General features: G+C 73.2%; 26 protein-coding genes. 20 read left to right on the forward strand and 6 right to left on the reverse strand.

The window, feature by feature from the left end:
* Positions 1-24: 24 nt before the first annotated feature.
* The 3 genes from BN6_RS21210 to BN6_RS21220 are packed head-to-tail and all read left to right on the forward strand — an operon-like array spanning position 25 to position 3,695.
* The gene (locus BN6_RS21210) at positions 25-852 is read left to right on the forward strand and encodes an ABC transporter ATP-binding protein (RefSeq protein WP_015101776.1); all 828 of its coding nucleotides are present in this window, start codon (positions 25-27) and stop codon (positions 850-852) included.
* A complete protein-coding gene (locus BN6_RS21215; RefSeq protein ID WP_015101777.1) occupies positions 849-2,444 on the forward strand; it encodes an ABC transporter permease in 1,596 nt (531 codons plus the stop codon). The genes BN6_RS21210 and BN6_RS21215 overlap by 4 nt, the downstream gene beginning before the upstream one ends.
* Positions 2,445-2,492: 48 nt before the next feature.
* Positions 2,493-3,695, forward strand: a complete 1,203-nt coding sequence (locus BN6_RS21220) for an amidohydrolase (RefSeq protein WP_015101778.1) — start codon at positions 2,493-2,495, stop codon at positions 3,693-3,695.
* A 51-nt stretch (positions 3,696-3,746) separates the two neighbouring features.
* Here the strand turns inward: BN6_RS21220 and BN6_RS21225 are convergent, their stop codons facing one another.
* Both BN6_RS21225 and BN6_RS21230 read right to left on the reverse strand, forming a co-directional pair.
* Entirely contained in the window at positions 3,747-4,118 is a 372-nt protein-coding gene (locus tag BN6_RS21225; RefSeq protein ID WP_015101779.1) for an STAS domain-containing protein, read from the reverse strand.
* 189 nt (positions 4,119-4,307) lie between these two features.
* A complete protein-coding gene (locus BN6_RS21230) occupies positions 4,308-5,414 on the reverse strand; it encodes a DUF4037 domain-containing protein (protein WP_041317593.1) in 1,107 nt (368 codons plus the stop codon).
* Positions 5,415-5,756: 342 nt separating this feature from the next.
* Here BN6_RS21230 and BN6_RS50270 point away from each other — a divergent pair, with 342 nt between their 5' ends.
* From BN6_RS50270 to BN6_RS21275, 10 genes are all read left to right on the forward strand, one after another.
* The gene (locus tag BN6_RS50270; RefSeq protein WP_360946510.1) at positions 5,757-5,834 is read left to right on the forward strand and encodes a putative leader peptide; all 78 of its coding nucleotides are present in this window, start codon (positions 5,757-5,759) and stop codon (positions 5,832-5,834) included.
* Between the two features lie 122 nt (positions 5,835-5,956).
* Positions 5,957-6,973, forward strand: a complete 1,017-nt coding sequence (locus tag BN6_RS21235; RefSeq protein ID WP_015101781.1) for an NrtA/SsuA/CpmA family ABC transporter substrate-binding protein — start codon at positions 5,957-5,959, stop codon at positions 6,971-6,973.
* An 11-nt stretch (positions 6,974-6,984) separates the two neighbouring features.
* Positions 6,985-7,815 (forward strand): ABC transporter permease, encoded by an 831-nt coding sequence (locus BN6_RS21240; protein WP_197540167.1) that lies wholly within the window; start codon positions 6,985-6,987, stop codon positions 7,813-7,815.
* Positions 7,812-8,549, forward strand: a complete 738-nt coding sequence (locus BN6_RS21245; RefSeq protein WP_015101783.1) for an ABC transporter ATP-binding protein — start codon at positions 7,812-7,814, stop codon at positions 8,547-8,549. Before BN6_RS21240 ends, BN6_RS21245 begins: the two co-directional genes overlap by 4 nt.
* Entirely contained in the window at positions 8,530-9,552 is a 1,023-nt protein-coding gene (locus BN6_RS21250; RefSeq protein ID WP_015101784.1) for an ABC transporter substrate-binding protein, read from the forward strand. The genes BN6_RS21245 and BN6_RS21250 overlap by 20 nt, the downstream gene beginning before the upstream one ends.
* Complete coding sequence (locus tag BN6_RS21255; protein WP_015101785.1) at positions 9,549-10,451, forward strand: LLM class flavin-dependent oxidoreductase; 903 nt, start codon at positions 9,549-9,551, stop codon at positions 10,449-10,451. Before BN6_RS21250 ends, BN6_RS21255 begins: the two co-directional genes overlap by 4 nt.
* A gap of 1 nt (position 10,452) precedes the next feature.
* Positions 10,453-11,634, forward strand: a complete 1,182-nt coding sequence (locus BN6_RS21260) for an LLM class flavin-dependent oxidoreductase (RefSeq protein WP_015101786.1) — start codon at positions 10,453-10,455, stop codon at positions 11,632-11,634.
* Between the two features lie 27 nt (positions 11,635-11,661).
* On the forward strand, positions 11,662-12,420 hold the full coding sequence (locus tag BN6_RS21265) for an IclR family transcriptional regulator (protein WP_015101787.1): 759 nt from the start codon (positions 11,662-11,664) through the stop codon (positions 12,418-12,420).
* 67 nt (positions 12,421-12,487) lie between these two features.
* Positions 12,488-13,429 (forward strand): ABC transporter substrate-binding protein, encoded by a 942-nt coding sequence (locus BN6_RS21270; RefSeq protein WP_015101788.1) that lies wholly within the window; start codon positions 12,488-12,490, stop codon positions 13,427-13,429.
* A gap of 93 nt (positions 13,430-13,522) precedes the next feature.
* Positions 13,523-14,128, forward strand: coding sequence for a nitroreductase family protein (locus BN6_RS21275; protein WP_231904717.1), 606 nt, complete (start codon positions 13,523-13,525; stop codon positions 14,126-14,128).
* Between the two features lie 92 nt (positions 14,129-14,220).
* On the opposite strand, the gene BN6_RS21280 is transcribed toward BN6_RS21275, so the two are convergent.
* On the reverse strand, positions 14,221-14,727 hold the full coding sequence (locus tag BN6_RS21280; RefSeq protein ID WP_015101790.1) for a hypothetical protein: 507 nt from the start codon (positions 14,725-14,727) through the stop codon (positions 14,221-14,223).
* 328 nt (positions 14,728-15,055) lie between these two features.
* Between BN6_RS21280 and BN6_RS21290 the strand changes: the two genes are divergently transcribed.
* From BN6_RS21290 to BN6_RS21310, 5 genes are all read left to right on the forward strand, one after another.
* Positions 15,056-16,051, forward strand: coding sequence for a hypothetical protein (locus BN6_RS21290; protein WP_015101791.1), 996 nt, complete (start codon positions 15,056-15,058; stop codon positions 16,049-16,051).
* Positions 16,052-16,299: 248 nt separating this feature from the next.
* Positions 16,300-17,760, forward strand: coding sequence for an aldehyde dehydrogenase family protein (locus BN6_RS21295; RefSeq protein WP_015101792.1), 1,461 nt, complete (start codon positions 16,300-16,302; stop codon positions 17,758-17,760).
* A gap of 331 nt (positions 17,761-18,091) precedes the next feature.
* Positions 18,092-18,430, forward strand: a complete 339-nt coding sequence (locus tag BN6_RS21300) for an ArsR/SmtB family transcription factor (protein ID WP_015101793.1) — start codon at positions 18,092-18,094, stop codon at positions 18,428-18,430.
* Entirely contained in the window at positions 18,430-18,714 is a 285-nt protein-coding gene (locus BN6_RS21305) for a hypothetical protein (RefSeq protein WP_015101794.1), read from the forward strand. Before BN6_RS21300 ends, BN6_RS21305 begins: the two co-directional genes overlap by 1 nt.
* Positions 18,711-19,670, forward strand: coding sequence for an NAD(P)-dependent alcohol dehydrogenase (locus tag BN6_RS21310; protein WP_015101795.1), 960 nt, complete (start codon positions 18,711-18,713; stop codon positions 19,668-19,670). The genes BN6_RS21305 and BN6_RS21310 overlap by 4 nt, the downstream gene beginning before the upstream one ends.
* A 145-nt stretch (positions 19,671-19,815) precedes the next feature.
* Here BN6_RS21310 and BN6_RS21315 read toward each other — a convergent pair whose 3' ends face one another.
* Both BN6_RS21315 and BN6_RS21320 read right to left on the reverse strand, forming a co-directional pair.
* The gene (locus tag BN6_RS21315) at positions 19,816-21,120 is read right to left on the reverse strand and encodes an RNA polymerase sigma factor (RefSeq protein ID WP_015101796.1); all 1,305 of its coding nucleotides are present in this window, start codon (positions 21,118-21,120) and stop codon (positions 19,816-19,818) included.
* Positions 21,121-21,211: 91 nt separating this feature from the next.
* Positions 21,212-21,571: a YciI family protein gene (locus tag BN6_RS21320; protein WP_041317599.1), complete on the reverse strand. Its 360-nt coding sequence runs from the start codon at positions 21,569-21,571 to the stop codon at positions 21,212-21,214.
* A gap of 118 nt (positions 21,572-21,689) precedes the next feature.
* Here BN6_RS21320 and BN6_RS42180 point away from each other — a divergent pair, with 118 nt between their 5' ends.
* Positions 21,690-22,208: a DUF6069 family protein gene (locus BN6_RS42180; RefSeq protein WP_015101798.1), complete on the forward strand. Its 519-nt coding sequence runs from the start codon at positions 21,690-21,692 to the stop codon at positions 22,206-22,208.
* Positions 22,209-22,246: 38 nt separating this feature from the next.
* Here BN6_RS42180 and BN6_RS21330 read toward each other — a convergent pair whose 3' ends face one another.
* Entirely contained in the window at positions 22,247-23,314 is a 1,068-nt protein-coding gene (locus BN6_RS21330) for a serine hydrolase domain-containing protein (protein WP_051075670.1), read from the reverse strand.
* 261 nt (positions 23,315-23,575) lie between these two features.
* Here BN6_RS21330 and BN6_RS21335 point away from each other — a divergent pair, with 261 nt between their 5' ends.
* Positions 23,576-24,574: a protein kinase family protein gene (locus BN6_RS21335; protein ID WP_015101800.1), complete on the forward strand. Its 999-nt coding sequence runs from the start codon at positions 23,576-23,578 to the stop codon at positions 24,572-24,574.
* Positions 24,575-24,577 lie beyond the last annotated feature (3 nt).

Consider the following 24,577-nt stretch of genomic DNA (forward strand, 5'->3'; position numbering starts at 1 on the left):
GCGGTGCCGGACCGGAGGGAAGCCATGCTCGGAGCCAGGACGCGGGTCGACGCCGGACCCGCCGGCGGCGCGACGCCGGCCGACGGGATCGCCGTCGAGGGGTTGGCCAAGACCTTCCTCGGCGACTCGGCGCCGGTGGAAGCGTTGCGGGACTTCACCTACCGCTCGCGACGGGGTGAGTTCGTCGGCCTGCTCGGCCCGTCGGGATGTGGGAAGTCCACGGTCCTGCGGGTGCTCGCCGACCTGGAGGTGCCGACCGCCGGCACCGTCACCGTCCACGGCGACACGCCCCGGCAGCTGCGCGAGCGGCACGGCATCGGCGTCGCCTTCCAGGACGCCGGGCTGCTGCCGTGGCGCACGGTGGAGGCGAACATCCGGCTGCCGCTGGAGGTCGCGGGCCGCAAGGACGAACAGGAGGTCGCCGACCTGATCAAGCTGGTCGGGCTGACCGGGTTCGAGAAGGCCCGCCCGTCCCAGCTCTCCGGCGGCATGCGACAGCGCGTCTCGCTGGCGCGGTCCCTGGTGACCCGCCCGGAACTGCTCCTGCTCGACGAGCCGTTCGGCGCGCTGGACGACCTGACCCGCCAGCGGCTCAACTTCGAGCTCCAGCGGATCTGGTCGGAGCGCGGCACGACCACCGTGCTGGTCACCCACGGCATCGCGGAGGCCGTGCTGCTGTCGGACACCGTCGTGCTGATGTCCCCGCGCCCCGGCACGATCATGGAGATCGTCCCCGTCGACCTGCCCCGCCCGAGGACGGCGGGAGTCCTGCTGGACAAGGCGTTCCACGCGCTGTGCGACGAACTGGCCCGGAAGCTGTTCGCGGGCGGCGAAGACGGGACGCCGAAGTGACCGCCGCGGTGCTGCGCCGCGCCGCCGCGCCCGTCCTGACGGTGGCGGCGCTGCTCCTGCTGTGGCAGGCCGCCTCGTCGTCGGGCACCCTGGCGGCGGTGGTGCCCTCGCCGCTGGACGTCCTGCGGCAGATGGGCGCCGACGCGGACTACTACCCGCAGAACGCGGCCGCCACCATGGCCACCGCGGGGCAGGGTTACCTGTGGGGCAACGGTATCGCGATCGCCCTGGCGCTGTGCACGCTCCCCTTCCCCCGGGTGCAGGCGTTCCTGGAACGGGTCGCGGTCGGCGCGATCGCGCTGCCGCTGATCGCCATCGCACCGCTGCTCGCGATCGCGTTCCCGGGCAACGTCCCCAGCGTCATCCTCGCCGCGCAGGCCGTCGTGTTCACCACCCTGGTCGCGACCGTGCTCGGCCTCACCAGCGTGGACAAGACGTCGGTCGAGGTGATCCGGGCGTCCGGCGGCTCGGAGTGGACGGTCATCCGCAAGGTCCGGCTGCCCGCCGCGGTCCCGAGCTGCGTCGCCGGCCTCCAGGTGGCCGCACCGAGCGCCATCCTGGGCGCGATCATCGGCGAGTACATGGGCGGCACCCGCGGGCTCGGGGTCGCGATGATCCAGGCCCAGGGCGCGTTCGACATCCCGCGGGCGTGGGGGCTGGCGATCGTCACGTCGGTGCTGGCCGCGGCGGCGTTCCTGGTGCTGCCCGCCGTGACCCGGCTGGTGCTGCCGTGGACCCGGTCCGCCGACACCGTGCTGGGCGCCCGCGCGCAGCGCCGGGCGCGCACCGTGGACGGCCGGTTCTCCGGGCTGCGCCGGCTGGTCGTGGCCGTGGTCTCCACGGTCGTCGGGGTCGTGGTGGCCTGGTGGCTGCTCGTGCTGGTGGTGCCCGGCGGAGCGGCCGTGGCGCGCGGCCCGGTCGAGGTCTACCGCTACTTCGCCGACGGCGCGACGCGGCTGGTCACCTCCGACGGCGAGACCCAGGGCGCGGTGTCGTACCTGCTCTCGTCGTTGGGGCAGACGGTCGTGGACGCGGGCATCGGGTTCGCCGCCGGTCTCCTGCTCGCCGTGGTGACGGCCGTGGCCGCTCACGAGTTCCCGCTGGTCGAACGGGTCCTGATGCCGATCTCGATCGCCCTGCGGTCGGTGCCGATCGTCGCCGCGATGCCGTTGCTGGCGCTGGTGTTCGGGCGCGGCGTGGTCGCGGTGACCGTGCTCATCGCGGTGATGACGTTCTTCCCCGTGCTGGTGAACCTCCTGCTGGCGATGAAGGCCGTGCCGCGCAGCGCCCGCGACCTGTTCAGCGCGGTCGGGGCCGGCCGCCGACAACGGGTCGCCAAGCTGCTGATCCCGTACGCGCTGCCGGCGCTGCTCGCGTCGGTGAAGGTCGCGCTGCCGCTGTCGGTGGGCGCGGCGATGGTGGCCGAGTGGCTGGCCACCGGGCACGGCCTGGGGGCGTCGATGACCGTCGCCGCCACGCTGTCCGACTACGACTTCGTGTGGGGCGGGGTCGCCGTGGTGCTGCTGGTCTCCCTGGCGGCGTACCACGTCGCGAACGCGCTGGAGGACTCCGCGCTGCGCCGACTCGAATGACCCGCCCCCGCCCCCGGACCCGAACGACGCCGGAATGAGGAAACCCGCATGAGCAGAACCTTCCTGTCCAACGGACGGATCAACGGTGTCGGCGACCCGCAGGTCGTCACCGTCACCGACGGCGTGATCACCGCCGTCGGCCCGTCCCTCCCGGCCGACCTCGGCCCCGCCGACCACGTGGAGGAGCTCGACGGCCAGATCGTCCTGCCGGGCTTCGTCGACGGCCACGCGCACGCCGACAAGAGCCTGTGGGGCGAGCCGTGGGCGCGCCGCGACTCCGCGCCGATCACCATGGACCAGATGTTCGAGGACACGGTCCGGCAGTGGGAGGCGACCACGACGCCGGTGGCCGAGCGCGCCGGGGCGTTCCTGGAGAAGTGCGTGACCTACGGGTCGACGTCGATCAGGACGTTCGTCGACGTCGCGCCGGAGATCGGGCTCGACGGCCTGCACGGTGTGCTGGAGGTGCGCGACCGGCTCGCCGGCCTGACCGACCTGCAGGTCGTGGCGTTCCCCCAGCTCGGCGTGCTGCGCCGGCCCGGCACCGCCGAACTGCTCGACCAGGCGCTGCGCGAGGGCGCGAACGCGGTCGGCGGGCTCGACCCGGCGGGCGTGGACGGCGACGCGGCCCGGCAGCTCGACATCGTGTTCGGCCTGGCCGAGAAGCACCAGGTGCCGGTGGACTTCCACCTGCACGAGTCCGGCGAGCTCGGCATCTGGCTCATCGAGCGGATCGCCGAGCGGGTCAAGGCGCTCGGGATGCGGGGCAGGGTGAGCCTGTGCGACGTGTTCAGCCTGGCCGAGCCGACCCCGCCGCAACTGGAGCACCTCGGCACCCTGCTGGCCGACGCCGGCATCACCGTCGCCGTGGGCGTGCACGGCCTGCTCCCGGTGCCGGACGTGAAGCGCCTGCACGCGATGGGCGTCCCGCTGTGCCTGGGCTCGGACTCCTCGCGCAGCCTCTGGTCGCCGTGGGGCGACGGCGACATCCTGTCCCGGGCGATGTTCATGGCCTACAAGTGCTACTGGCGCCGCGACGAAGACCTGGAGTTCGCCGTGGAGATCGCCACCCGCCTGGGCCGGGACGCCCTCGGCTTCGACCGCTGCGACGTCTCGGTCGGCGACCCGGCCGACCTGGTCGTGCTCCCGGGCGAGGCCATCGGCGAGATCGTGGTGAGCCCGCCCCGGCGCACCCTGGTGATGAAGCGCGGCAGGATCGTCGCCCGCGACGGTGAGCTCACGCGCTCGTGACCCACGGCACCGGCTCTCCTCGCGAGAGCCGGTGCCGGCGGGTACCGGCGATCAGGAACCGGGCTCGGCCACCGCCCGGACGGCGTCGTCCACCGAGTCGTGCAACGGCAACAGGGTGGACATCGCGGTGACCTCCAGCGACCGCCGCACCGCGCGACCGGCCACCACGTGGACCGGTGGACAACCGGCGACGGCACTGCGCTCCCGCAGGTGGGCCAGCGCCGCGATCCCGGACGAGGCGAAGAACGTCACCCCCGACAGGTCCACCACCAGCGCCGTCGGCGCGCCCTCCAGCAGCGAGACGCCCCGGTCGCGCAGCCCGTCGCTGTTGGACATGTCCACCTCGCCGACCACGCGCAACACCACCACCTGCCCGCGCTCCTCGACGGATACGCCGGACGCGGACGCGTCAGATCCACTCATGGTGGACATCCTGCCTGCCCGACGCGGCGCAGGCGACACGGACGGACGAAGGCTTCGTCACCCAACGCCACCCACGGTGGGTGTGCGGCGCTACTCGCGACGGCCGGTGGCCGTTTCCAGGAGCAGTCTCGACCCGACGACCACGCCCTCCCGGGAACTTGGAGGTGCCCCATTTCGGCGATGCCGGTATCAGGGCGCTTCGGTTCGGTCGGGAAGGACCGCTTGGGCAAGGCGTCGGGTGAGGGTACGGCGTCCGAGGGCGTCGGTGCTGTCGACGAACTGGTCGATGGCTCCGGTCAACGGCAGGTGGCGCAGGGTCGGGTCGTGGATGGTCGTGATCAGGGCCGCGGTGAAGCGCTCGGCGTGCAGCACCCGATAGGGCCGGTCGTGGAACGGGCGAGTGCGGGCGTCGACCGGTTCGGTGAGTCCGGTCTCGTTGTGCAGGGCGGCGACGGCTTCGTAGGCGGTGGCCAGGTGGTGCTCACGGTCGTGCCAGTCGGTGGCCGCCACGGCGGCGGTGAGGACCGGTGCCAGCCGTTCGGCGCACGGCAGGCGGGCGAAGGCGCTGCCGAGCCACTTGCCGTAGGGCGGGTAGACCTGGTTGAGCAGCAGGCACAGGCGGATCAGGTCGCGGGCCAGGCGTGCGGTGACGATCGCCGATCCGAGGTCGTCGCCGACGTCACCGCAGCGTCCGACGAAGGGTTCTTCCTGGCTGATGCGTTGCCACTGGCAGGCCAGCAGGTAGCGCCACACGTCGTCGGGATACCAGGCCAGCCGGCGCCGGACCGGGTGCAGCTGGTCCAGACCGTCGTGGAAGACCTGACCGGCGGTGAGTTCGGCCAGCGCCTGGGCGGGGGTGGCCAACCAGTCGAGCGTGGTGATCCCGTGCCGGGGGTCGAAGCCGAGGTGGCCGGTCAGCCAGGCACCCGGTTCGGTCACCACGACGCCGTGCTGGATGGGTCCGCGCGCCGGCCGCAGGTGGCGGGTGCCGTGGTCCCCGATCGGGACCAGGTTGGTCGAGTAGCCGGCGATGCCGGTGGGCAACCGTTCGGCGAGCACGTCGGAGATCGCGGCGCCGTGTTCGGCGAGATCGTCGGGGCGCAGGAACAGTTGCAGGCGCGGTCCCCAGTCGTGGTCGGTGGAGCGCGCGGTGTCGAACCCGAGCACCTCGGAGCCGGGACCGATCAAGGCCGCGGTGTGGGTCAGGCCGGGAAAGTGCCGGGACAGCAGGGGACGCACCGCCTCGTGGTAGAGACGCCCCGACAGTTCCACACCCGAGACAAACGCTGGAGGCACGCCGAGAGGGTGCCCGACGAGGTGCACGTCCCGCGACCGGATTTCAGGTCGGGGTGGTCGGGGCGCCCCGACGTGCTGCTGCTGGACGAGGTGACCTCCGCGCTGGACGCGGAGCCGGGGCCCGGGACGTCTCCGACCGGGTGCTGATGTTCAACAAGGGCCGGATCACGAGCGCCGCGCCGGCCGGTCCCGTGCCGGGCGGTGCGGCGCGGGCGTTTACCACCATGTGGAAGGCGAGAGCGTAGACGAGGGAAATATCCCCTGGTCAGAGGTATTTCCATGATGCGGGAAGCTCCGCGGCGCGGTTGACCGGCCGCCGCCGGCGTCCCTAGCGTTCCGGTCATGAGGCTGCCCCGGCTGACCACGCGTCAGCACGTCGACCTGCTCCGGGTCGCCAGCGCGCTGTGTCTGCCGCGCTGAGCGACACCTCCTCCCCCGGCCGCTGAAGGCCGCGCCCGGCCACCGGTTCGCGGCGTCCTCGGCGACCCCCTTTCCCCTTCCCCGCACCGGTTTCCTCCTGACAAGGAGTGGCAGGCACACTCATGGGTTCTTTCGCGCGCTCCAAGATCTCCCGGACAGCCGTACTCGGCATCGCCGCGGTCCTCACGGCCGCGCTCGCGGCGTGCGGCGGCCAGGCCGACGCCGGGTCCGGGCAGGTCGTGGTCAAGCTGGTCGACCCCGGCAACTACGGCCCGCTCGCGTACGCCAAGAAGAACAACAGCTTCGACGGCCCGCTGGCCAAGCTCAACGCGAAGGTCGAGTGGGGCGGCACGTACGCGTCGTTCACCGCGACCACCGACGCGATCCACTCCGGCGCGGTGAACTTCGCCGAAGGGGCCTTCTCCCCCGCGCTGGGCTACCTCGCCACCTCCGACGACATCAAGATCGTCGCGGTGAAGGACGTGGTGACCGACCAGCGGGCCGGGGCCGGTGACGGGCTGATCGTGCCCCCGGACAGTCCCATCAAGACGGTGCAGGACCTGCGCGGCAAGCGGGTGGCGGTGAACAAGGCCGGGCGCGGCGAGTACCTGCTGCTGCTCGCGCTCGAGCAGGCGGGCATCCCGGCCGACCAGGTGCAGCGCGTCCACCTGCAGCAGGACCAGGCCGCGTCGGCGTTCTCCAGCGGGCAGGTGGACGCCTGGGTCGCCATCGTGCGGGCGTTCCCGCAGGCGGTGGCCAAGGGCGCGCGGGTGGTGTTCCGGGGCCGGGACCTGCCCTCGGACGACCTGAACATGTTCGTCGCCCGCACCGACCTGCTGGCCAGGAACCCCGAGGTGGTCCGGACGTTGATCCAGGTGCTGTCCGAACTGGACGAGCGGGAGAAGGCGGAGCCGGAGAAGTTCCAGAACGTCTTCGCCGACCAGGGCCCGGCGGCGGCCACCGGTTTGCAGCTGGAGAACAACATCGCCATCGGCCGCTACGACAACGTCCTGCGCCTGCCCAAGCCCGACGACGAGGTCCGGCTGACCGGTGTGTCCACGGTGTTCACCGAGAACAAGGTGCTGCCCGGCAACGCCGACCCGAAGAAGGCGTTCTACGACTGGGGCGGCGCCAAGTGACGGTGACGCCGGTGCGCCCGGCCCCGGCGGTGGCCGGGCTCGAAGCGCCGGAGTTCCTCGGCGAGAAGACCCGCAACCGGTGGGTGTCGCTGGTGCTGCGGGTCAGCGTTCCCGCGCTGATCCTGGTGGCGTGGTGGTACACGACCAGCCGCGGCCTGGTGTCCACCGAGGTGCTGGCCTCGCCCGGCCAGGTGGTGCGGGCGTTCTGGGAGCTGCTGGACACCGGGCAGCTGTGGGACTACGGGCTGGCGTCGTTCCAGCGGGCCGGGCTCGGCGTCGGCATCGGGGTCAGCGTCGCGCTGGTGCTCGGCCTGGTCGCCGGGCTGACCCGGCTCGGCGAGGAACTGGTCGACGCGACCGTGCAGATCATCCGGGTGGTGCCGTTCCTGGCCCTGGTGCCGCTGTTCATCTCGTGGTTCGGCGTGGACGAGGCGTTCAAGGTGGCGCTGATCGCGGTGTCCTCCGCCTCGCCCATGTACGCCTACACCTACCTGGGGGTGCGCTCGGTGGACCGCAAGGTGGTCGAGGCGGTGCGCGGGTTCGGGCTCGGCGGCTGGCGGCTGGCGCTCGGCGTGATCGTGCCCAGCGCGCTGCCCAACATCCTGATGGCGCTGCGGATCTGCCTGGGCATCAGCCTGGTCGGCCTGATCGCGGCCGAGCAGGTCGGTGCCACCGAGGGGATCGGCTACCTGGTGACGCTCGCGCAGCAGTACTACCGCAACGACTACATGGTGCTGTGCATCGTGATCTACGCGCTGATCGGGATCGGGGTGGACCTGGTGATCAGGTTGGTGGAGCGGACCGCCATGCCGTGGCGGCGGCACGGGACGGCGAGCGGATGAGCGACGCCGTGGTGCGGTTGCGCGGCATCCGCAAGGGTTTCGGGGCCAAGCGGGTGCTCGACGGGATCGACCTGGACATCGCGCCGGGCGAGTTCGTCGCGCTGCTCGGGCCCAGCGGCACCGGCAAGACCACGCTGCTGCGGCTGCTGTCCGGGCTCCAGCGCGCCGACGCCGGAACCGTGCTGGTGCCCCGCGTGCGGACCGTCGTGTACCAGGAGCCGCGCCTGGTGCAGGCCCGCCGCGTGCTGGCCAACGTCACGATCGGCCAGCGCGGCAAGGCGGCCCGCGAACCGGGGCTCGCGGCGCTGGCCGAGGTGGGGCTCGCGGACAAGGCGCGCAGTTGGCCCGCCACGCTGTCCGGCGGTGAGGCGCAACGGGTCGCGCTGGCCCGTGCGCTGGTCCGCCAGCCCGAACTGCTGCTGCTCGACGAGCCGTTCGCCGCGCTGGACGCCCTGACCCGCCTGCAGATGCAGGAACTCGTCGCCGAGCTGTGCGCCCGGCACCGCCCGGCGGTGCTGCTGGTGACGCACGACGTGGACGAGGCGCTGCTGCTCGCCGATCGCGCGATCGTGCTGCGGGACGGCGGTTTCGCGCTCGACCGGCGGATCGACGTGCCCCGGCCGCGCGACCGCGACGACCGCGCCGTGATCGCCCACCGCAAGGACTACCTCGCCGCGCTCGGCGTCTCCGCCGACCGTTCTCCCAGGAGCACCCATGAGCACACCGACGCTTGAGCAGGACCGGATCTGGTACACCCGCTGCCCGGTGCCCACGGCCAGCGGTCTCGCCTACAACCTGGGCTGGCTGGCCGAGGAGTTCGCCGCCGACGGCCTGGAGGTCGGCGTGCTCCAGGACGCGCCGCCGGAGATCGCCGCCCGGCACTTCGACCACCGGCTGGTGGGGCTGTTCCGCGAGGGCGGCAACGTGCCCGCGCTGGTCGCCAGGTCCGAGGGCGCGCCGACCCGGCTGATCGGCCTGACCTGGATCGACGAGTCGCAGGTGATCGTGGTCCGGCCGGACTCCGGCATCACCGCGCCGGATCACCTGGCGGGCCGGCGGGTCGCGCTGCCGGAGTTCGCCGCCGACCGGGCCCGCAGCTTCCCCCGCGCGATGGCGCTGCACGGCTTCGCCGGGGCGCTCGGCACGGCCGGGCTGACCACCGCGGACGTCACGTTCGTGGAGGTGCCGACCGGGCTGGGCGAGGTGGGCCGCGACGCGCGCGGCGGCGGCTCGCTGTTCGGGATCGAGGCGCTGGCCCGGGGCGAGGTCGACGCCGTCTACGTCAAGGGCGCGCAGGCCGCCGAACAGGCCGCCGCGCACGGCCTGGTGACCGGGATCGACCTGGACTCGTTCCCGGACCGGCGGTTCCGGGTGAACAACGGCACGCCCCGGCCGATCACCGTGCACGAGCGGATCCTGGCCGAACGGCCGGACCTGGTGGCCCGGTTCCTGGCCCGGACGCTGCGCGCGGCGGACTGGGCGGCGGGCAACCTCGACCGGGTGCGCGAGATCCTGGCCCGGGAGACCCGGTCCGGCGCGGACGGCGTGGCCGCCGCCTACCGGGACGGGTTCCACAAGTCGCTGCACCCCGACCTGTCCACCGACCGGCTGGACCTGCTGACCCGGCAGAAGGACTTCCTGCTCACGCACGGGTTCCTGGCCCGGGACGTGGACGTGCGGGCGTGGGCCGCGCACGAGCCGCTGGCCGAGGCCCAGGCGCTGCTGGAGGAGCGATGACCCGGATCATCTGGAGCATCCCGACCCGGGGTGACGGCCCGCGCGCCAGGGGGTGGGAGCCCGCGCCGGCGCTGCCGGCGACCGTCCGGGACGGTCGGGTCGGCGGGCCCGCGTTCACCCCGTTCGACTACCTGCACCAGATCTCCCGGGCGGCCGAGCTCGGCGGGCTGGCCGGGGTGTACGTGCCCTACGACCCGCTGGGCGAGGAGTCGCTGGTGGTGTCCGGCTCGCTCGGCCGCGACAGCCGGCACCTGGAGGTGGTGGCCGGGTTCGCCGCGGGCATCGCGACCCCGGTCTACGCGGCGAAGCTCTCCGCGACGCTGCAACGGGCGTTCGGCGGGCGGCTGGCCTGGCGGCTGGCGGTCGACCTCGACGAGCGCCTCCAGCGCACCCAGGGCGACTTCGTCACCGGGACGGACCGCTACGCGCGGGCGGCGGAGTTCCTGACCGTGGCGAAAGCCGTGTGGCACGGGCAGGACGTGGACTACACCGGCCGGTTCTACGAGGTCGTCAAGGGCGGTTTCACCGGGCCGCTGGCCGGGCTGCCGTTCCCGACCGTCTACCTGTCGGGCACGTCCGACGAGGCGTTGGCGCTGTCGGCCGAGCACGCCGACGTGCACGTGTTCGACCTGGCCCCGGACGACGAGCTGGACCGGCACCTGGCCAAGCTCGACGGGCGGGTCCGGCGGGCGTTGCAGGCCACCGTGCACACCCGCGAGGAGGAGTCGGAGCTGTCCGGCGCGCCGGGTCTGCGGGGCACGTACGAGCAGGTCGCGGACCAGGTCCTGGCCTACCGCGACCGGGGTTTCGACACCTTCTTCCTGGCCGCCGACCCCCGGCTCGAAGAGGTGCTGCGGATCGCGCAGCACGTGCGTCCGCTGCTCGTGGGAAGGGCCTGACATGGCGATCGACATCTGGTGGCGGATCGGGATGGCGGGCGACCCGAGTTCGCTGCGCACCGCGCACCGCCAGTCCCGGGGCGACTGGGCCCCACCCGGACCGGACAGCATCACGCCGGGCCTGCGCGACGGCGAACCGGACGGCTACGGCCTGCTCGACTACCTGGTGCAGACCGCGCGGGCGGCGGAGGGCCTCGGGTTCCACGGCGGGCTGCTGCCCTCGTTCCCCGGCACCGACGACCCGTGGGCCGTGGCCTCCGCGCTGGCCCGGGAGACCAAGACCTACAAGTTCATGGTCGCCTTCCAGCCCGGGTTCCTCAACCCGGTGCAGGCCGCGCGGATGACCGCGAGCCTGCACCGCGCCACCGGCGGTCGGGTCACCTACAACATCATCACCGGTGGCGGCGGGCCGCCGCAGCTGTGGTGGGGCGACAAGGTCGCGCACGACGACCGCTACGCCCGCACGTCGGAGTTCCTCGACGTGCTGCGCGGCGTGTGGGACGGCGGGCCGTTCGACTTCGACGGCCGGTTCTACCGGGTCGAGGGCGGCGGGCTGCCCGGCCCGCTGGCCGGGCTGACCTTCCCGGAGGTGTACTTCTCCGGCTCGTCGCCGGCCGCGATCGAGGCCGCCGGGCGTCACGCCGACTACTACCTGTCGTGGCTGGAGCCGGTCGAGGCGCTGCGGGCCAAGTTCGACGCGGTCCGCGCGCGCAGCCTGTCGCCCAAGTTCGCCGTGCGGGTGGACGTCCTGGCCCGGGAGACCGCCGAAGAAGCCTGGGCGGACATCGAGCGCGGCTGGCGGCACGTGCGGCCGGAAGCGGTGCGGGCGCAGCTCTCCCGCGACGGCGGCGACTCGTTCGGCGTGCGCCGGGCGGTGTCGTTCCAGCCGGAGTCGTTCACCGGGTTCCGCGATTTCGAGGTGGCCCCCAACGTGTTCGCCGGGCTGGCGCTGATGCGGCCGGGGCCGGCGTTCGGCCTGGTCGGCAGCTACGAGCAGGTCGCCGAGCGGCTCGACGAGCTGATCGACCTGGGCGTGGACTCGCTCATCCTGGCGGGCGGGCCGCACCTGGAGGAGGCCTACCGGGTCGCCGAGGGCGTGCTGCCGCTGCTGCGGGGCAGGCTGGGCGAGCCTGCCCCGCAGCACGAGCGCGGGCGCACCGAGCCGGTGACGTCGAGTGCGTAGCGCCGGCACCGGCCGGGGAGACCGGTGATGGCGACGAGCGCGGCCGCGCCGGGAGCGCAGGCCGTGCACCGGGCGCTCGGCGTGCTCCAGTGCTTCCGCCACAACGGCCCCGAGCTGGGTGTCACCGACATCGCCAAGGCCATGGAACTGCCGATCAGCACCGCGCACCGGCTGGTGCTCGCGCTGGTCGCGGCCGGGTTCCTGGAGCGCGACCCGGACACCGCGCGGTACCGGCTCGGCACGACCGTCGCCGAGCTGGGCCAGCTGCACTACCTCCAGCACGGCCTGCACAAGCTGGAACCGGTGCTCGACCGGCTGGCCCGCACCACCAAGGCCTCCGCCAGCATCTCGGTGCGCAGCGGGCACGACGCGCTGGTGCTGATCGGCGGCCTGGGCGGCGCGGAGCTCTCCGACGGCGTCCGTGCGCCGCTGCACACCACCGCCATGGGCAAGGTGCTGCTGGCGTGGGCACCGCCCGGCGAGGACGACCTCGACGCGTTGCCCGAGCTGGTCCGGCCGACCGACCGGACCATCGGCAGCCGCGACGAGCTGCGCGGGGAGCTGGACCGCGTGCGCGCGGCCGGGTACGCGCTCAACAACGGGGAGAGCGAGGTCGGCGTCCGGTCGGTCGCGGTGCCGGTGCTCGACGCCGACGGCTTCAGCTACGCGGCGCTGACCCTGCGGGCCACCCCGGAACTGATCACCGACGACCGCGTCCGCTGGTTCGTCGACCAGGCGCTGGCCCGGGTGGACCGGGTCGCCGCGCTGCTGCTCCCCTCGCTCTGACCCCTCTTCCGCTTGTCACCCGGCGCGCGTGCGCCGGGTGTCCACCGCACTCTCACGGAGGTCCGCGATGACCGTTCGGGTGGGATTCTTCCCGCACAACAACTCGCTGTTCGTGCTGCGGCACAACGGCATCCTGGAGCGCAGGCTGCCCGATGTCAGCTGGGTCGACCTGCGCGCGCTCCCGCAGGGCGAGCGGCCCGACCCGCGCTCGGGCCTGCCGACCGTGCACAGCGACCAGTTGTTCGCCGAGGGCGGCTACGACGTGATCGGCACCGGCTTCACCCCGCCGATCACCGCGCTGGGCGCCGGCCACGACGTCGTCTACCTCGGCGTCTCCGGGCCGCGCACGGAGAACGGCCGGATCGTGGTGCGCGCCGACTCGCCGATCCGGGAGGTCGCCGACCTGCGCGGCCACCGGGTCGGCATCGCGCACGGCTCGTGGCAGACCACCCTGCTGCTGTTCGCCCTGGACGAGGCCCGGCTGTCCTGGGCCGACGTCGAGCCCGTCGACACCGGGGCGGACGCGGCGCGGCTGTTCCTCGACGGCGAGATCGACGCGTGGACCGGCTCCTACCCCGACCTGGACCGGGTGGAGGCGCAGACCGGGCTGCGCACCCTGGTCGCGACCGAGGGCCTGTTCAGCCACCCGTCGCTGTGGTTCACCAGCCGCGAGTTCGCCGAGAACAACCGGGACGAGGTGGCGGCGATCGTGGAGTCGTTGCAGGAGTCCGACCGGTGGATCACCGAGAACCCCCGGGCCGCGGCGCAGTACTTCGTGGACGACGCGGCGGCGCGGGGCGTGGACGCCGACCTCGACTCGTGGGAGCGCGCGCTGCGCACCCGGCCGTTCGGGGTGAACCCGGTGGACGAGAAGTTCCTGGACGAGCAGCAGCGGGCCGCCGACCTGCTGGCCGCCAACGGTCTGCTCCCGCGCACGGTGAACGTCCGGCACGCGGTGCTGCCGTGGGTGAACGACCTGGTCGCCGGCACGCTCGCGGCCCGCGCCTGACCGCGCCGGTCCCGGCGTCGGTGGTGCGCCGACGCCGGGACCCGTCGTCCGCTCGCCGGCGACCGGCGTCCGGGGCTAGCGTGGGGTCCCTGGGTGGCGGCGAACGGGGGGCTCGTGGATTTCCAGGACGTGGTGCGGCGCAGGCGGATGGTGCGCAAGTTCACCGAGGAGCCGGTGTCCGAGGAGAGCCTGCGGCGGATCCTGCGCAACGCGACGCGCGGGCCGTCCGCCGGGTTCGCCCAGGGCCAGGCGTTCCTGGTGCTGCGCGGGCCGGAACTGGCCCGGTTCTACGACCGGATCACGCTGCTGACCTCGCCGTCGGTCACGTCCGCGCCGGTGGTCGTGATCCCGTTCGCGGTGAAGAACGCCTACCTCGACCGGTACGAGGAGCCGGACAAGGGCTGGACCGACCGCTCCGAACAGCGGTGGCCGATCCCGTTCTGGTACGTCGACACCGGCATGGCGGCGCTGCTCGTCCTGCAGACCGCGGTGGCCGAAGGGCTGGGCGCGGTGTACTTCGGGTTCGCCGCCGAGGACTTCGCCACCCTCCGCGCCGAGTTCGGCGTGCCGGCCGACCACGAGCCGATCGGGGCCATCGCGATCGGCCACGACGCCGACGAGCCGATCTCCGAGGGAGCCTCCCCGCGCACCCGCGACCGCCGGCCGTTCGAGGAGGTCGTGCACTTCGGGCACTGGTAGCCCTCCCGCGCGACGACGCGGTCCGGCACGCCCGCCGCTGGAACGGTGTCGGGTCCTTCGGGGGTCCGCCGCCGGCGCGGAGGGGCCGGTGGTCAGCCGCCGTGGTCGCGGAGGATCTCGCGGCGCTGGCGGTCGGTCCAGTGGAAGCGGACCGAGGCCAGGGTGTCGTCGGCGGCGAGGCCGAACACGACCGCGTCACCCCGGTGCGTCACGGGTTCGCGGTCGCCGATGCGGATGTCGAACGCGTCCGGGTAGGCGGTGAAGGCCAGGGCGCGGTCGTCGCCGAGCGCCAACTGCGGGCCCAGGGCGGCCAGGTCGCAGACCGGCAGGACGTCGTCCGGCGGCGTCCCCGGGCAGGGCGCGTTCCCTGCGCTCTCGGCGATCGCGGTCACCGAGATGGCCGCGAGCTCGACCAGCACCCCGGACGAGCGGTCGAACTTCAGCTCCAGGTGGGCGTTCATGCCGCCGCCCACCTGGTAGTAGGCGGGGGCGTCGGTCATCCGGCGGTAGCCGGGCCAGGTCAGCGTGAACGGCACGTATACGTCCAGCTCGACGTCCGGAGCGCCCGAACCCGGCGCGAAGCCGGAGACCTTCAGCACCGACGACCACCGCGGCTGTCGACCTCGACCAGCGAGACCCCGCTCATCACCACTCCCGTCCGGTCGAACCGGGCGACCCGGAGATCACCACCGAAGACGTCGGCCACCCGCCGACTGTAGTACCGACCGGCGTGCGGGGTGGCCGGGGCGGTCGCGCCCGGTGCGACCGGCCGGTCCGCCGGTGCGCTAAAGTCGAAGCCCGGCAAGGAGTTCGGGATCGGACCTGGACCACCGCCGGCACTCCTGGGAGCACCTGCCACCGCTCCCCCACCCCCAGCTTCCCGCGCCCGCCGGCGCGCCCTGTCGCGACCGGTCGAAAGGGATCCCCGTGACCATCTACTCCCAGCACCCCAGCCGCGGCAAGATCCAGGTGCTCGCCACCTACCGCAGTCCCGGGGGCGTCGTCTCGGCGACCGTGACCAGCCTCGACGACACCACGCTGGCGACGCCGATCGTCGACGCGCTCAACCGGATCTCCGCCTGCGCCACCGTGCCGGTCGGCGTGCACGACAACCGCGACGGCCGGTTCGAGCACTACCCGTCCGACCACCTGGCCGCGCTCACCGAACCGGGCGTCCGCCGCGACCTGCTCACCGGCGCCCACAGCCTCTGGTACGAGTACGTCAAGGCGCTCCTGCACGACTCCCTGCTCTACCTGGACGAGTGCACCGACCACGTGCCCGACCCGGTGCGGCTGGCGATCAACGCCGAGCTCGAAGCGGAGGCGCGCGGGCTGCGCGAGGCCGTGGCCGAGTTCACCGAGGGGATCGAGCCGTTCGCGGCGCCGAACCGGCGGGTCTGGGACTTCGAGGCCCCGTTCGTGTCGTTCGGCGACGTCGACGGGCTCGGCGGCGAGGCCCGCCGGCGGCTGGACGACGCCGAGCGCGACCTGCACGTCGACCAGGTCCGCAACTCCGCCGCCGACCTGCGGCTGCTGCTGGACGCCTACACCCGCTGCGACAACGACGAGGCCCGGCTGCTGGTCGAGGAGTTCTCGATCACCGACGACCCGTTCGACGAGGGCCCGGACCGCTTGTTCCTCGCCGTGGAGGCACCGCTGCCCGGCGGCGCGCACGGCCGCGCGGACTGGGGCGTCGAGGTCTGCCGGTGGGTGGCCGACGACCCGGAGGACGAGGACAGCGGCGCGACCGGGGAACCCGTCCTGCGCTGCGGTCGGACCACGCCGCCGTCCGCGGCGGAGCTGGCCGAACTGCTCGACGGCAGCGGCGGCAGCACGCGGCGGCTGGCCGAGTGGGCGGGGACGCCCGTCGGCGAGGCGCTCCCGGGCACGGCGTTCGTGGTGACGAAGCGGTACGAGGTCTGACACCCCGTGACCGGTCCGCGGATCCGGTCCACGTCGGCGGGCCCGGCGGCCGGCGTTGGTCGTGGTGGCGGCCACGTCACCGGTCGGCCACGTCACCAGTCGGCTGTGACGGGGTCGGCTATGACGGGAGTCGGCCGTGAAGGCGTGCGCGCAGGGCCAAATGGCGGACGCGTTGGCACAAGTGCGGCGGGGCCTGCGGTCCGTATGCTGGCCGACCAACCCCTGCTGTGGTCCGGAGGCGCTGAACCATGACCATCCACCGTGACCTGCTGATCGCCGGCTCCGACGTGCCCGCGACGTCAGGCCGCACCGTCGAGGACGTCAACCCGTACACCGGCGAGGTCTACGCGACCGTCGCCGCCGCCGGCCCCGCGGACGTGACGGCCGCGGTGGCCGCCGCCGACGCCGCGTTCGCCGAGTGGGCGGCGGTCCGGCCGTTCGCCCGGCGCAAGATCCTGCTCGACGCCGCCGACCTGCTGGACTCCCGCGCCGAGCAGGCCGTGGAGCTGATGGCGGGCGAGGCCGGCGGCACCCGCCGGTGGGCGATGTTCAACGTCTTCCTGGCCGCCAACATCCTGCGCGAGGCCGCCGCGTCGGTCACCGCGCCGCTGGGCGAGGTGCTCTCCGCGCAGGAGCCCGGCGCGCTCGGGCTGGCCGTGCGGGAGCCGGTGGGCGTGGTGGCGGCGTTCGCGCCGTGGAACGCGCCGCTGATCCTGGGCGTCCGGGCGTTCGCCGCGCCGATCGCGGCCGGCAACACGGTCGTGCTCAAGCCCAGCGAGGAGGCACCGCTGGCGTCCGGGCTGTTCCTGGGCGACGTGCTGCGCGACGCCGGGCTGCCCGCCGGGGTGCTCAACGTGGTCACCAACGACCCGGCGGACGCCGCCGAGGTCGCCGAGGCGCTGATCGCCGACCCCCGGGTGCGGGTGGTCAACTTCACCGGCTCCACCGGCGTCGGCCGGATCATCGGCACGCACGCGGCCCGCCACCTCAAGCCCGCCGTGCTGGAACTGGGCGGCAAGAACGCCATCATCGTGCTGGACGACGCCGACCTGGGGCACGCGGTCGACGCGGCGGTGTTCGGGGTGTTCATGAACTCCGGCCAGATCTGCATGTCCGGCGACCGGGTGCTGGTGCACGAGCGGATCGCGGCGGAGTTCACCGAGCGGTTCGTGGCGAAGATCGCCTCGCTGCCGCACGGCGACCCGACCGACCCGGCGACGGTGGTCGGCCCGCTGGTCAACACCGGGTCGGCGACGCGGGTCGCGGCGCTCGTGCGGGACGCCCGGGACAAGGGCGCGACCGTGCTGACCGGCGGCGAGGAGCCCGTCGGCGCGCTGCACCGGGCGACCGTGCTGACCGGGGTCACCGCCGACATGGACCTGAACTACGGCGAGGCGTTCGGGCCGGTGTGCGTGCTGGAGACGTTCGCGTCCGACGACGAGGCCGTGGCCCGCGCCAACGACACCGAGCACGGCCTCACCTGCGGGATCCTCACCGAGAACGGCACCCGGGGGCTGTCCCTGGCCCGCCGGGTGAAGACGGGGATCGTGCACGTCAACGACCAGTCGGTGGGCGACGAGCCGCAGGCCCCGTTCGGCGGGGTGAAGTCCAGCGGCTACGGGCGGTTCGGCGGCCGGTGGGGCGTCGAGGCGTTCACCACGACCCGCTGGATCACCTTGGCGACCGAGCACGCGCACTACCCGTTCTGATCCCGGGCGCACGACAGGCGGGCCGTTCGCTTCGGCGGGCGGCCCGCACGCATGTCCACCGATCGCGCAGTTCGCCGCAGAACTCGCTGGAGCAGGATTCCGGGCCGGCCTGGGCGCGCTGAGCGCCGCCAATGCAGATCTCGGTGCGCCGGCCCAGCACTGCGACACGATCCCCCGCCCTTCGGCGACCCGCGGCCGAACCGGCCGGCGGGCTATTCGGCCCTGTGACGGGCCGCCGACGCGTGGCGAAGAACTTCGGCCCGACCCCTGTGGTGTCGTGCTACGGTTTCACGTGTAAGGAAATTCTGACACGTGAAGGGATACCCTGAACATGACGCGGCCGACCGGTGACGACCTGGTCGAGGTCCTGGCCGCCCTCGCCAACCCGCTGCGGCTGCGGATCGTCGCGACGCTCGCCGGCGGCCGGGACTACGTCAGCCACCTGGCCCGCGAGATCGGCATCAGCCGCCCCCTGCTGCACATGCACCTCCAGCGACTGGAGGCGGCCGGCCTGGTGGTCGGCACGCTCGAACTGTCCGCGGACGGCAAAGCCATGAAGTACTACGAGGTCGCCGAGTTCGACGTGCGCCTCACCGCCTCGACCCTCGCCGAGGCGGCCCAGACCCTCACCGACCCCGAGAAGGGTCCCGGACGCAAGGAGCGTTCCTGATGCACCTCAGCGCGGAGGGGCCCACGACGTGGCCCGACGCGGCCCTCACCATCGGACTGCTGTTCCTGGCCGTGGTCACCGTCCTGTACCTGTTCCAGAGCCTGCTCGACATCCGCAAGACCAAGATCAGGGCCGACCAGGAGGAGCAGCTCAGACAGCTCGTCGGCCGCTACGAGCAGCTTGCCGAGAAGACCCTCGACGCCCAGCAGCGCACCGCCGCCGACGTGGCCGAGCTGCGCACCCGGACGGCGTCGATCGAGCAGATCCTGCGGACCGTCGAGTGAAGGCCGCGACGCAGGGCGCCTACGGCGGCCCGGACGTGCTGGAGCTGACCGACCTCCCCACCCCGACCCCCGGCGACGGCGAGGTCCTGGTGCGGGTGCGGGCGGCGTCGCTGAACTACGCCGACTGGCTGTTCCTCACCGGCACGCCGTACGTGCTGCGGCTCGCGGCGGGCGTGCGGCGGCCCCGCAACCCGGTGCGGGGCACGGACCTGGCCGGCGTGGTCGAGGCGGTGGGGCCGGGCGTGACGGCGCACCGGCCGGGCGACGAGGTGCTCGGGGAGGGTGTGGGCGCGTTCGCCGAGTACGCCGTGGCGAAGGTGGCGAAGCTGGTCGCCAAACCCGCGGCCCTCACGTTCGAGCAGGCGGCGGCGCTGCCGATGGCCGGGCTCACCGCGCTGCACGGCCTGCGCGCGGCGCAGGTCAAGGCCGGCGACCGGGTGCTGGTCAACGGTGCGGCGGGCGGCGTGGGGTCGTTCGCGGTGCAGCTCGCCCGACACCAAGGGTGTGTCGTGACGGCGGTGTGCGGCGGGTCGGACGAGCTGCTGCGATCGGTCGGCGTGGACGACGTGATCGACTACCGCAGCCGGGACTTTACCCGCGAGGACAGCCGGTACGACGTCGTCTTCGACAACGTCGCCAACCACTCGCTGACCAACCTGTGCCGGGTGCTGACCAGGCACGGCACCCTGCTGCCCAACAGCGGGCGCGGCGGCCGGTGGCTGGGCAGCCTGCCCCGGATCGTGCGCGGGACGGTCACCTCGCTGCTGGTCAGCCAGCGGGTGAAGACCTTCCTGTCGACCGCGAACACCGCCGACCTCGCCGAACTCGTCGCGCTGGCCGAGTCCGGCGCGGTCGTGCCGCTGGTCGGCCGGACCTATCCCCTGGCGCAGGTCGCCGACGCGTTCGCCCACCTCGGCGCGGGCCACGCCCGGGGCAAGGTCGTCATCTCCGGCTGACCGGCGCGCGCCGGTCAGGGCCTGGTGACCGGGCTTCGAGCGTGTCTTGTCAGCCGACGGGGACGCGACGCCGTCGGTGTGGCCGTCGTCGGTGGTGGTTCGGCTCCGGCCGAGGTGACCGCTGTCAGTGAGGAGACCACTACCGTCAGTGCGGCGAAGAGCGCGTGTCGTCATCGTCCACCCCCGTGGGTACCAGTCGTCGGGTTCCGGTTGCGGGTTGCGGTCGGTGTGCGGCTTCCAGGCGGTTGGCCTGGTCGGTGAGGTGGCGGCGTTCCGGGGCGCTGGTCGCGCGGCGGGCGGCGTCGCGGTAGGCGGTGGCGGCTCCCCCGTGGTCTCCGGACTGTTCGAGCAGGTGCGCGCGGACGGCGTGCAGGCGGTGGTGGTCGGCCAGGCGCTTGTCCCGGGCCAGGTCGGCGAGCAGGTCCAAGGCCGCCTGGGGACCGTGCACGACCCCGACCGCGACCGCGCGGTTGAGCGTGGTCATCGGGTTGGGCGCGGCCAGTTCGAGCAGCTCGTAGAGCGCCAGGACCTGCGGCCAGTCGGTCTCCTCCGCGCTGCGGGCCTCGGTGTGCACGGCGGCGATCGCGGCCTGGAGCTGGTACGGGCCGACCTGGCCGCGCGGCAGGGTGCGGCTGATCAGTTCCAAGCCCTCGGTCACCAGGTCGCGGTCCCACCGGGTGCGGTCCTGGTCGGCCAGCGGCACCAGGCCGCCGTCCGGCGCGGTGCGGGCCGGCCGGCGGGCGTCGGTGAGCAGCATCAGCGCGAGCAGGCCCGCCACCTCGGCGTCCTCGGGCAGCAGGCCGGCCAGCCAGCGGGTCAGCCGGATGGCCTCGTCGGACAGCGCGGGCGCGGTCAGGTCCGCGCCGTCGGTGGTGGTGTGCCCCTCGCTGAACACCAGGTACAGCACGTGCAGCACGGCACGCAGGCGTTCGGCGCGGTCGCGCGCCGACAACGCGCCGAAACCGGTGCCCTTGATGGTCTGCTTGGCGCGGCTGATCCGCTGCGCCATGGTGCTCTCCGGCACCAGGAACGCCGCGGCGATCTGCGCGGTGGTCAGGCCGCCGACCGCGCGCAGGGTCAGCGCCACCCGGCTGGGGTCCGACAGGTCCGGGTGGCAGCACAGGAACACCAGCGCCAGCGAATCGTCCCGGTCGTGGTCGGCGTCGGCGGGCCGGGCGAGCAGTTCGGCCTGCGGCGTCACGGCCAACTCGCGCTTGCGGCGCGCCTGCTCGGAGCGGACGTGGTCGACCAGCCGCCGCGCGGCGACGGTGATCAGCCAGCCGCGCGGGTTGTCCGGCACGCCGGCCGGCCACTGGGTGGCGGCGTCGAGCATCGCCTCCTGCACGGCGTCCTCGCAGGCGTCGAAGACGCCGTACCGGCGCACGAGCGCGCCGAGGACCTGCGGCGCGAGTTCGCGCAGCAGGTCCTCGACCCGGTGTGGCCCGGTCACCGCGCCCCCGTCACGACATGCCCCATCACGACAACCACATGCCCGGTCACAACGAGCCGAGTCACAGCGAGCCGCGTCACGACGAGCCTGGTCACGGTTGCGGGGACTCGTGCAGGATCGGCCACAGCTCCACCGGGTCGACGTCGGCGAACGGGATGTCGGCGGCGATCTCCTCCGCGCGTTCCTGGCTCGCCACGTCCAGCAGGTAGAAGCTGGCGATGTACTCCTTGGTCTCGATGTAGGGCCCGTCGGTCACGGCGGCGACGCCGTTCTCCCGGCGGACCAGCTTCGCGGTCACCGCGTCGCCCAGCCCGTACGCGCCGAGCAGTTCGCCGCTCTCCCGGTACCGGGCGTTGAACGCCTCCTGCCTGGCGATCGCCTCGGGCCACTCCTCGGCCGGGAACGAGTCCCACTTCTCCTGGTTGCCGTAGATCATCAGCAGGTACTTCACGTCGGTCGTCCTCTCGCTCCGCACACCCCGCGGCGTGCTGTCGACCCCCAGTCGGAGCACACCACGCCGTTCTCGACATCGCCGCCGGAAAAACTGCCCGGAACTTCTTCCCGCCCCGATGTCGAGCGCCGCCGGGTCGGCGACGACCCCTGGTCGACCCACCCGGAACCAACCCCGAGGAGCGACCACGACCACCACCGACGTCCGACCGATCTGGCTGGTCGGAGCACTCGCCGGGCTCGCCGGTGCGGCGGCCGCGGAAGTCTACGGCCTGCCGGCGCGGCTGGTCGGCGTGCCGATGGCGGCGGGCGGTGCGGGCGCGGCGGCGGCCGAGCCGATCACCGTCGGCATGTTCGCGATGGGCACCCTGATCTGCACGTTCTGGGGCACGCTGCCGGCCGTCGCGCTGGGCCGGTGGGCCCGCCGCGACCCGGCGCGGACCTGGACGTGGGTCACCGTGGCGCTGACCGCGGTGTCGATGGCCGGTCCGCTGACCGCCGGTGCCACGGCGTGGTCGACGAAGGTGATGCTGCTCGGCTCTCACATCGTCGCGGCGGCCGTGGTCATCCCGCTGGTGGCACGTCGTCTTCGGACCACGCGGCGCCCTGTGCCGGGGACAGCACAGAGCCCCGCGTGATCGCGGCGGCCACCGCGTCAGCCGTCAGCTGTCGGCCGTCAGCAGAAGACTTCCTCCATCAGGGCTTGCCGGCCGGTGACGGAGCCGAAGTCCCACGCCCAGCTCACCGCGAAGGTCATCCTCGTGCCGGTGTCACGGCTGCTCGCGACCGTGCTGGAGTAGCCGAGGATCCGCCCGTTGTGGCCCCACACCGGGATTCCGCAGGACAGCTCGTAGAAGCTGACGCCCAGCCCGCTGCCCTCGACGGCGGTCAGCATCTCCCGCAGTCGGGCGGGGCGCACCAGGCGGCCGTCGAGCAGCGCGTCCAGGAAGCGGTTCAGGTCGGCGGTGGTGGAGATCATCTCGCCCGCCGCCCAGCTGAAGGACGGGTCGTACTCGGTGACGTCCAGCGCCTGGTCGTCGAACCGGAGGTAGGCGCGGGCGTGCGGGCCGGGGATCTGCGTCCGGGTGCCCGGCAACGACGTCGAGCGCAGACCGAGCGGACGCAGGATGCGCGCGGTGACCGCGTCGCCGTAGGGGCGGCCGGTGATCCGCTCGACCAGCATCCCGGCCAGGACGTAGTTGGTGTTGGAGTAGCCGGAAGCGGTGCCGGGCGCGAAGTCCAGGGGCTCGTCGGCGATCAGCGCGACCAGTTCGCCCGGGGTGAACGGGCGGGTGCCGGCGTCGTCGGGCAGCCAGGCCAGGTAGTCGGGTACGCCGCTGGTGTGCTGGAGCAGGTGCCGGACGGTGACGCCGTCGCCGTGGGCGAGCAGGCCGGGCAGGTACCGCGCGACGGGCGCGTCCAACTCCAGCCGCCTTTCGTCCACCAGCTGCAGCACGACGGTGGCGACGAAGGTCTTGGTGATGCTCGCGATCCGGAACCGGCCGTCGACCGGGACGGGTTCGGGCGAGTCGGCCTCGGCCGTGCCCGCACGGGCGGTGAACTCGCGCCGCCCGTCCGCGATCCGCACCTGGACCCCTTGCGCGCCGGTGCGGACCATCTCGTCCAGCACCCGCTGCACCACCCGGCGGTCGATCCGGTCCTCGTCCGGCGCTGCCCCGGCCACGCCGGTCCCGGCCACGACCAAGCCCACGGCGGCAGCCAAGGCGACAGCTCTGCTGGTCATCAACATCGTCCCCTCCCCAGTCGACGTCGAAGGCTCCAGGTTGCCCTGCGCACCGACCGGCGCGCGTCACCCTCGGGTCGGCGGTCCGGCACGACTTCCGACTGACCTCTTGTGGCCGCGCCCGGCCGAGACCGGACGGCCCACGAGCGGTGGCCGACAACGCCCCTGACTCCCCGTTCGGGTCAGGCGCAGCGCCCGTTCGAGAGCAGTCCCGGTCACACCCGGTTGCCAAACCAGGTTTGAGTCAGTTAGACTCAAACCATGTTCACGAGGGAAGAGGCGCTCGAGCTGGTCGAGGGGACCACACCGGTCGACCTGTTCGGACCGGTCGCCCCGGAACGCCGGAAGGAAGCGCAGCGGCGGTACCGGGGGCTGGCCGCCGCCCTGCACCCCGACCGGGTCGCCCCGGACGACTGCCGGGCGCACGCCGCGTCGGCCGACCTGACCCGCCTCTACCACGAGTGGCAGCACACCGGGCCGGTCGTCCTGCGCACCAGGCGCGGCAGCTACGAGGTCGCCGGGCGGCACGCCGTGGGCAGCGTCGCGAACGTCTACCGCACCGACGGCCCGCCCGTGGTGAAGATCGTGCGGAACCCGGCGATGAACCCGTTGCTGCGCGCCGAGTGGGACGCGCTGCGGGTGCTGCGGCGGTTCACCGACGAGCACGACTGGCTGCGCCCGTACTACCCGCGCCTGGTGGACACCGGGGACGCGCTGCGGGGCGAGCGGGCCTTCACCGTGCTCGAACCGCTGGTCGACGGGTTCGTGACGCTCGCGGACGTGAAGCGGGCGTTCCCGGGCGGGCTCGACGGGCGCGACTACGCGTGGATGCACCGCAGGTTGCTGCGGGCCGTCGCGGGCGCGCACCGCAACGGCGTGGTGCACGGGGCGATCGTCTCCGACAACGTGCTGGTGCACCCCGAGCAGCACGGGATCGTGCTCGCCGGGTGGACCTTCGCGGTGAGCGACGGTCAGCCGCCGCTGGCCACCGCGAAGACGATCGACTACCCGCCCGAGATCAGGGCGGGACGCCCGATGACCACCGCCACCGACGTCCACATGGCACACACGCTCATGCTGGACCTGTTGGCGGGCAACGAGACCCGACAGCGACGGTTCGCCCTCGGGTGCACGCAGGACGACCCGGGCCGCCGCCCGGACGCGGCCGATCTGCTCGGCGAGTACGACGAACTGCTCGATGAACTCTACGGCGCACGGGTGTTCCGCCCGTTCGCGCTGCCGAACCGGACAGGAGCCTGAACC

This window comes from Saccharothrix espanaensis DSM 44229, assembly GCF_000328705.1.
GTDB classification, from domain to species: Bacteria; Actinomycetota; Actinomycetes; order Mycobacteriales; family Pseudonocardiaceae; genus Actinosynnema; species Actinosynnema espanaense.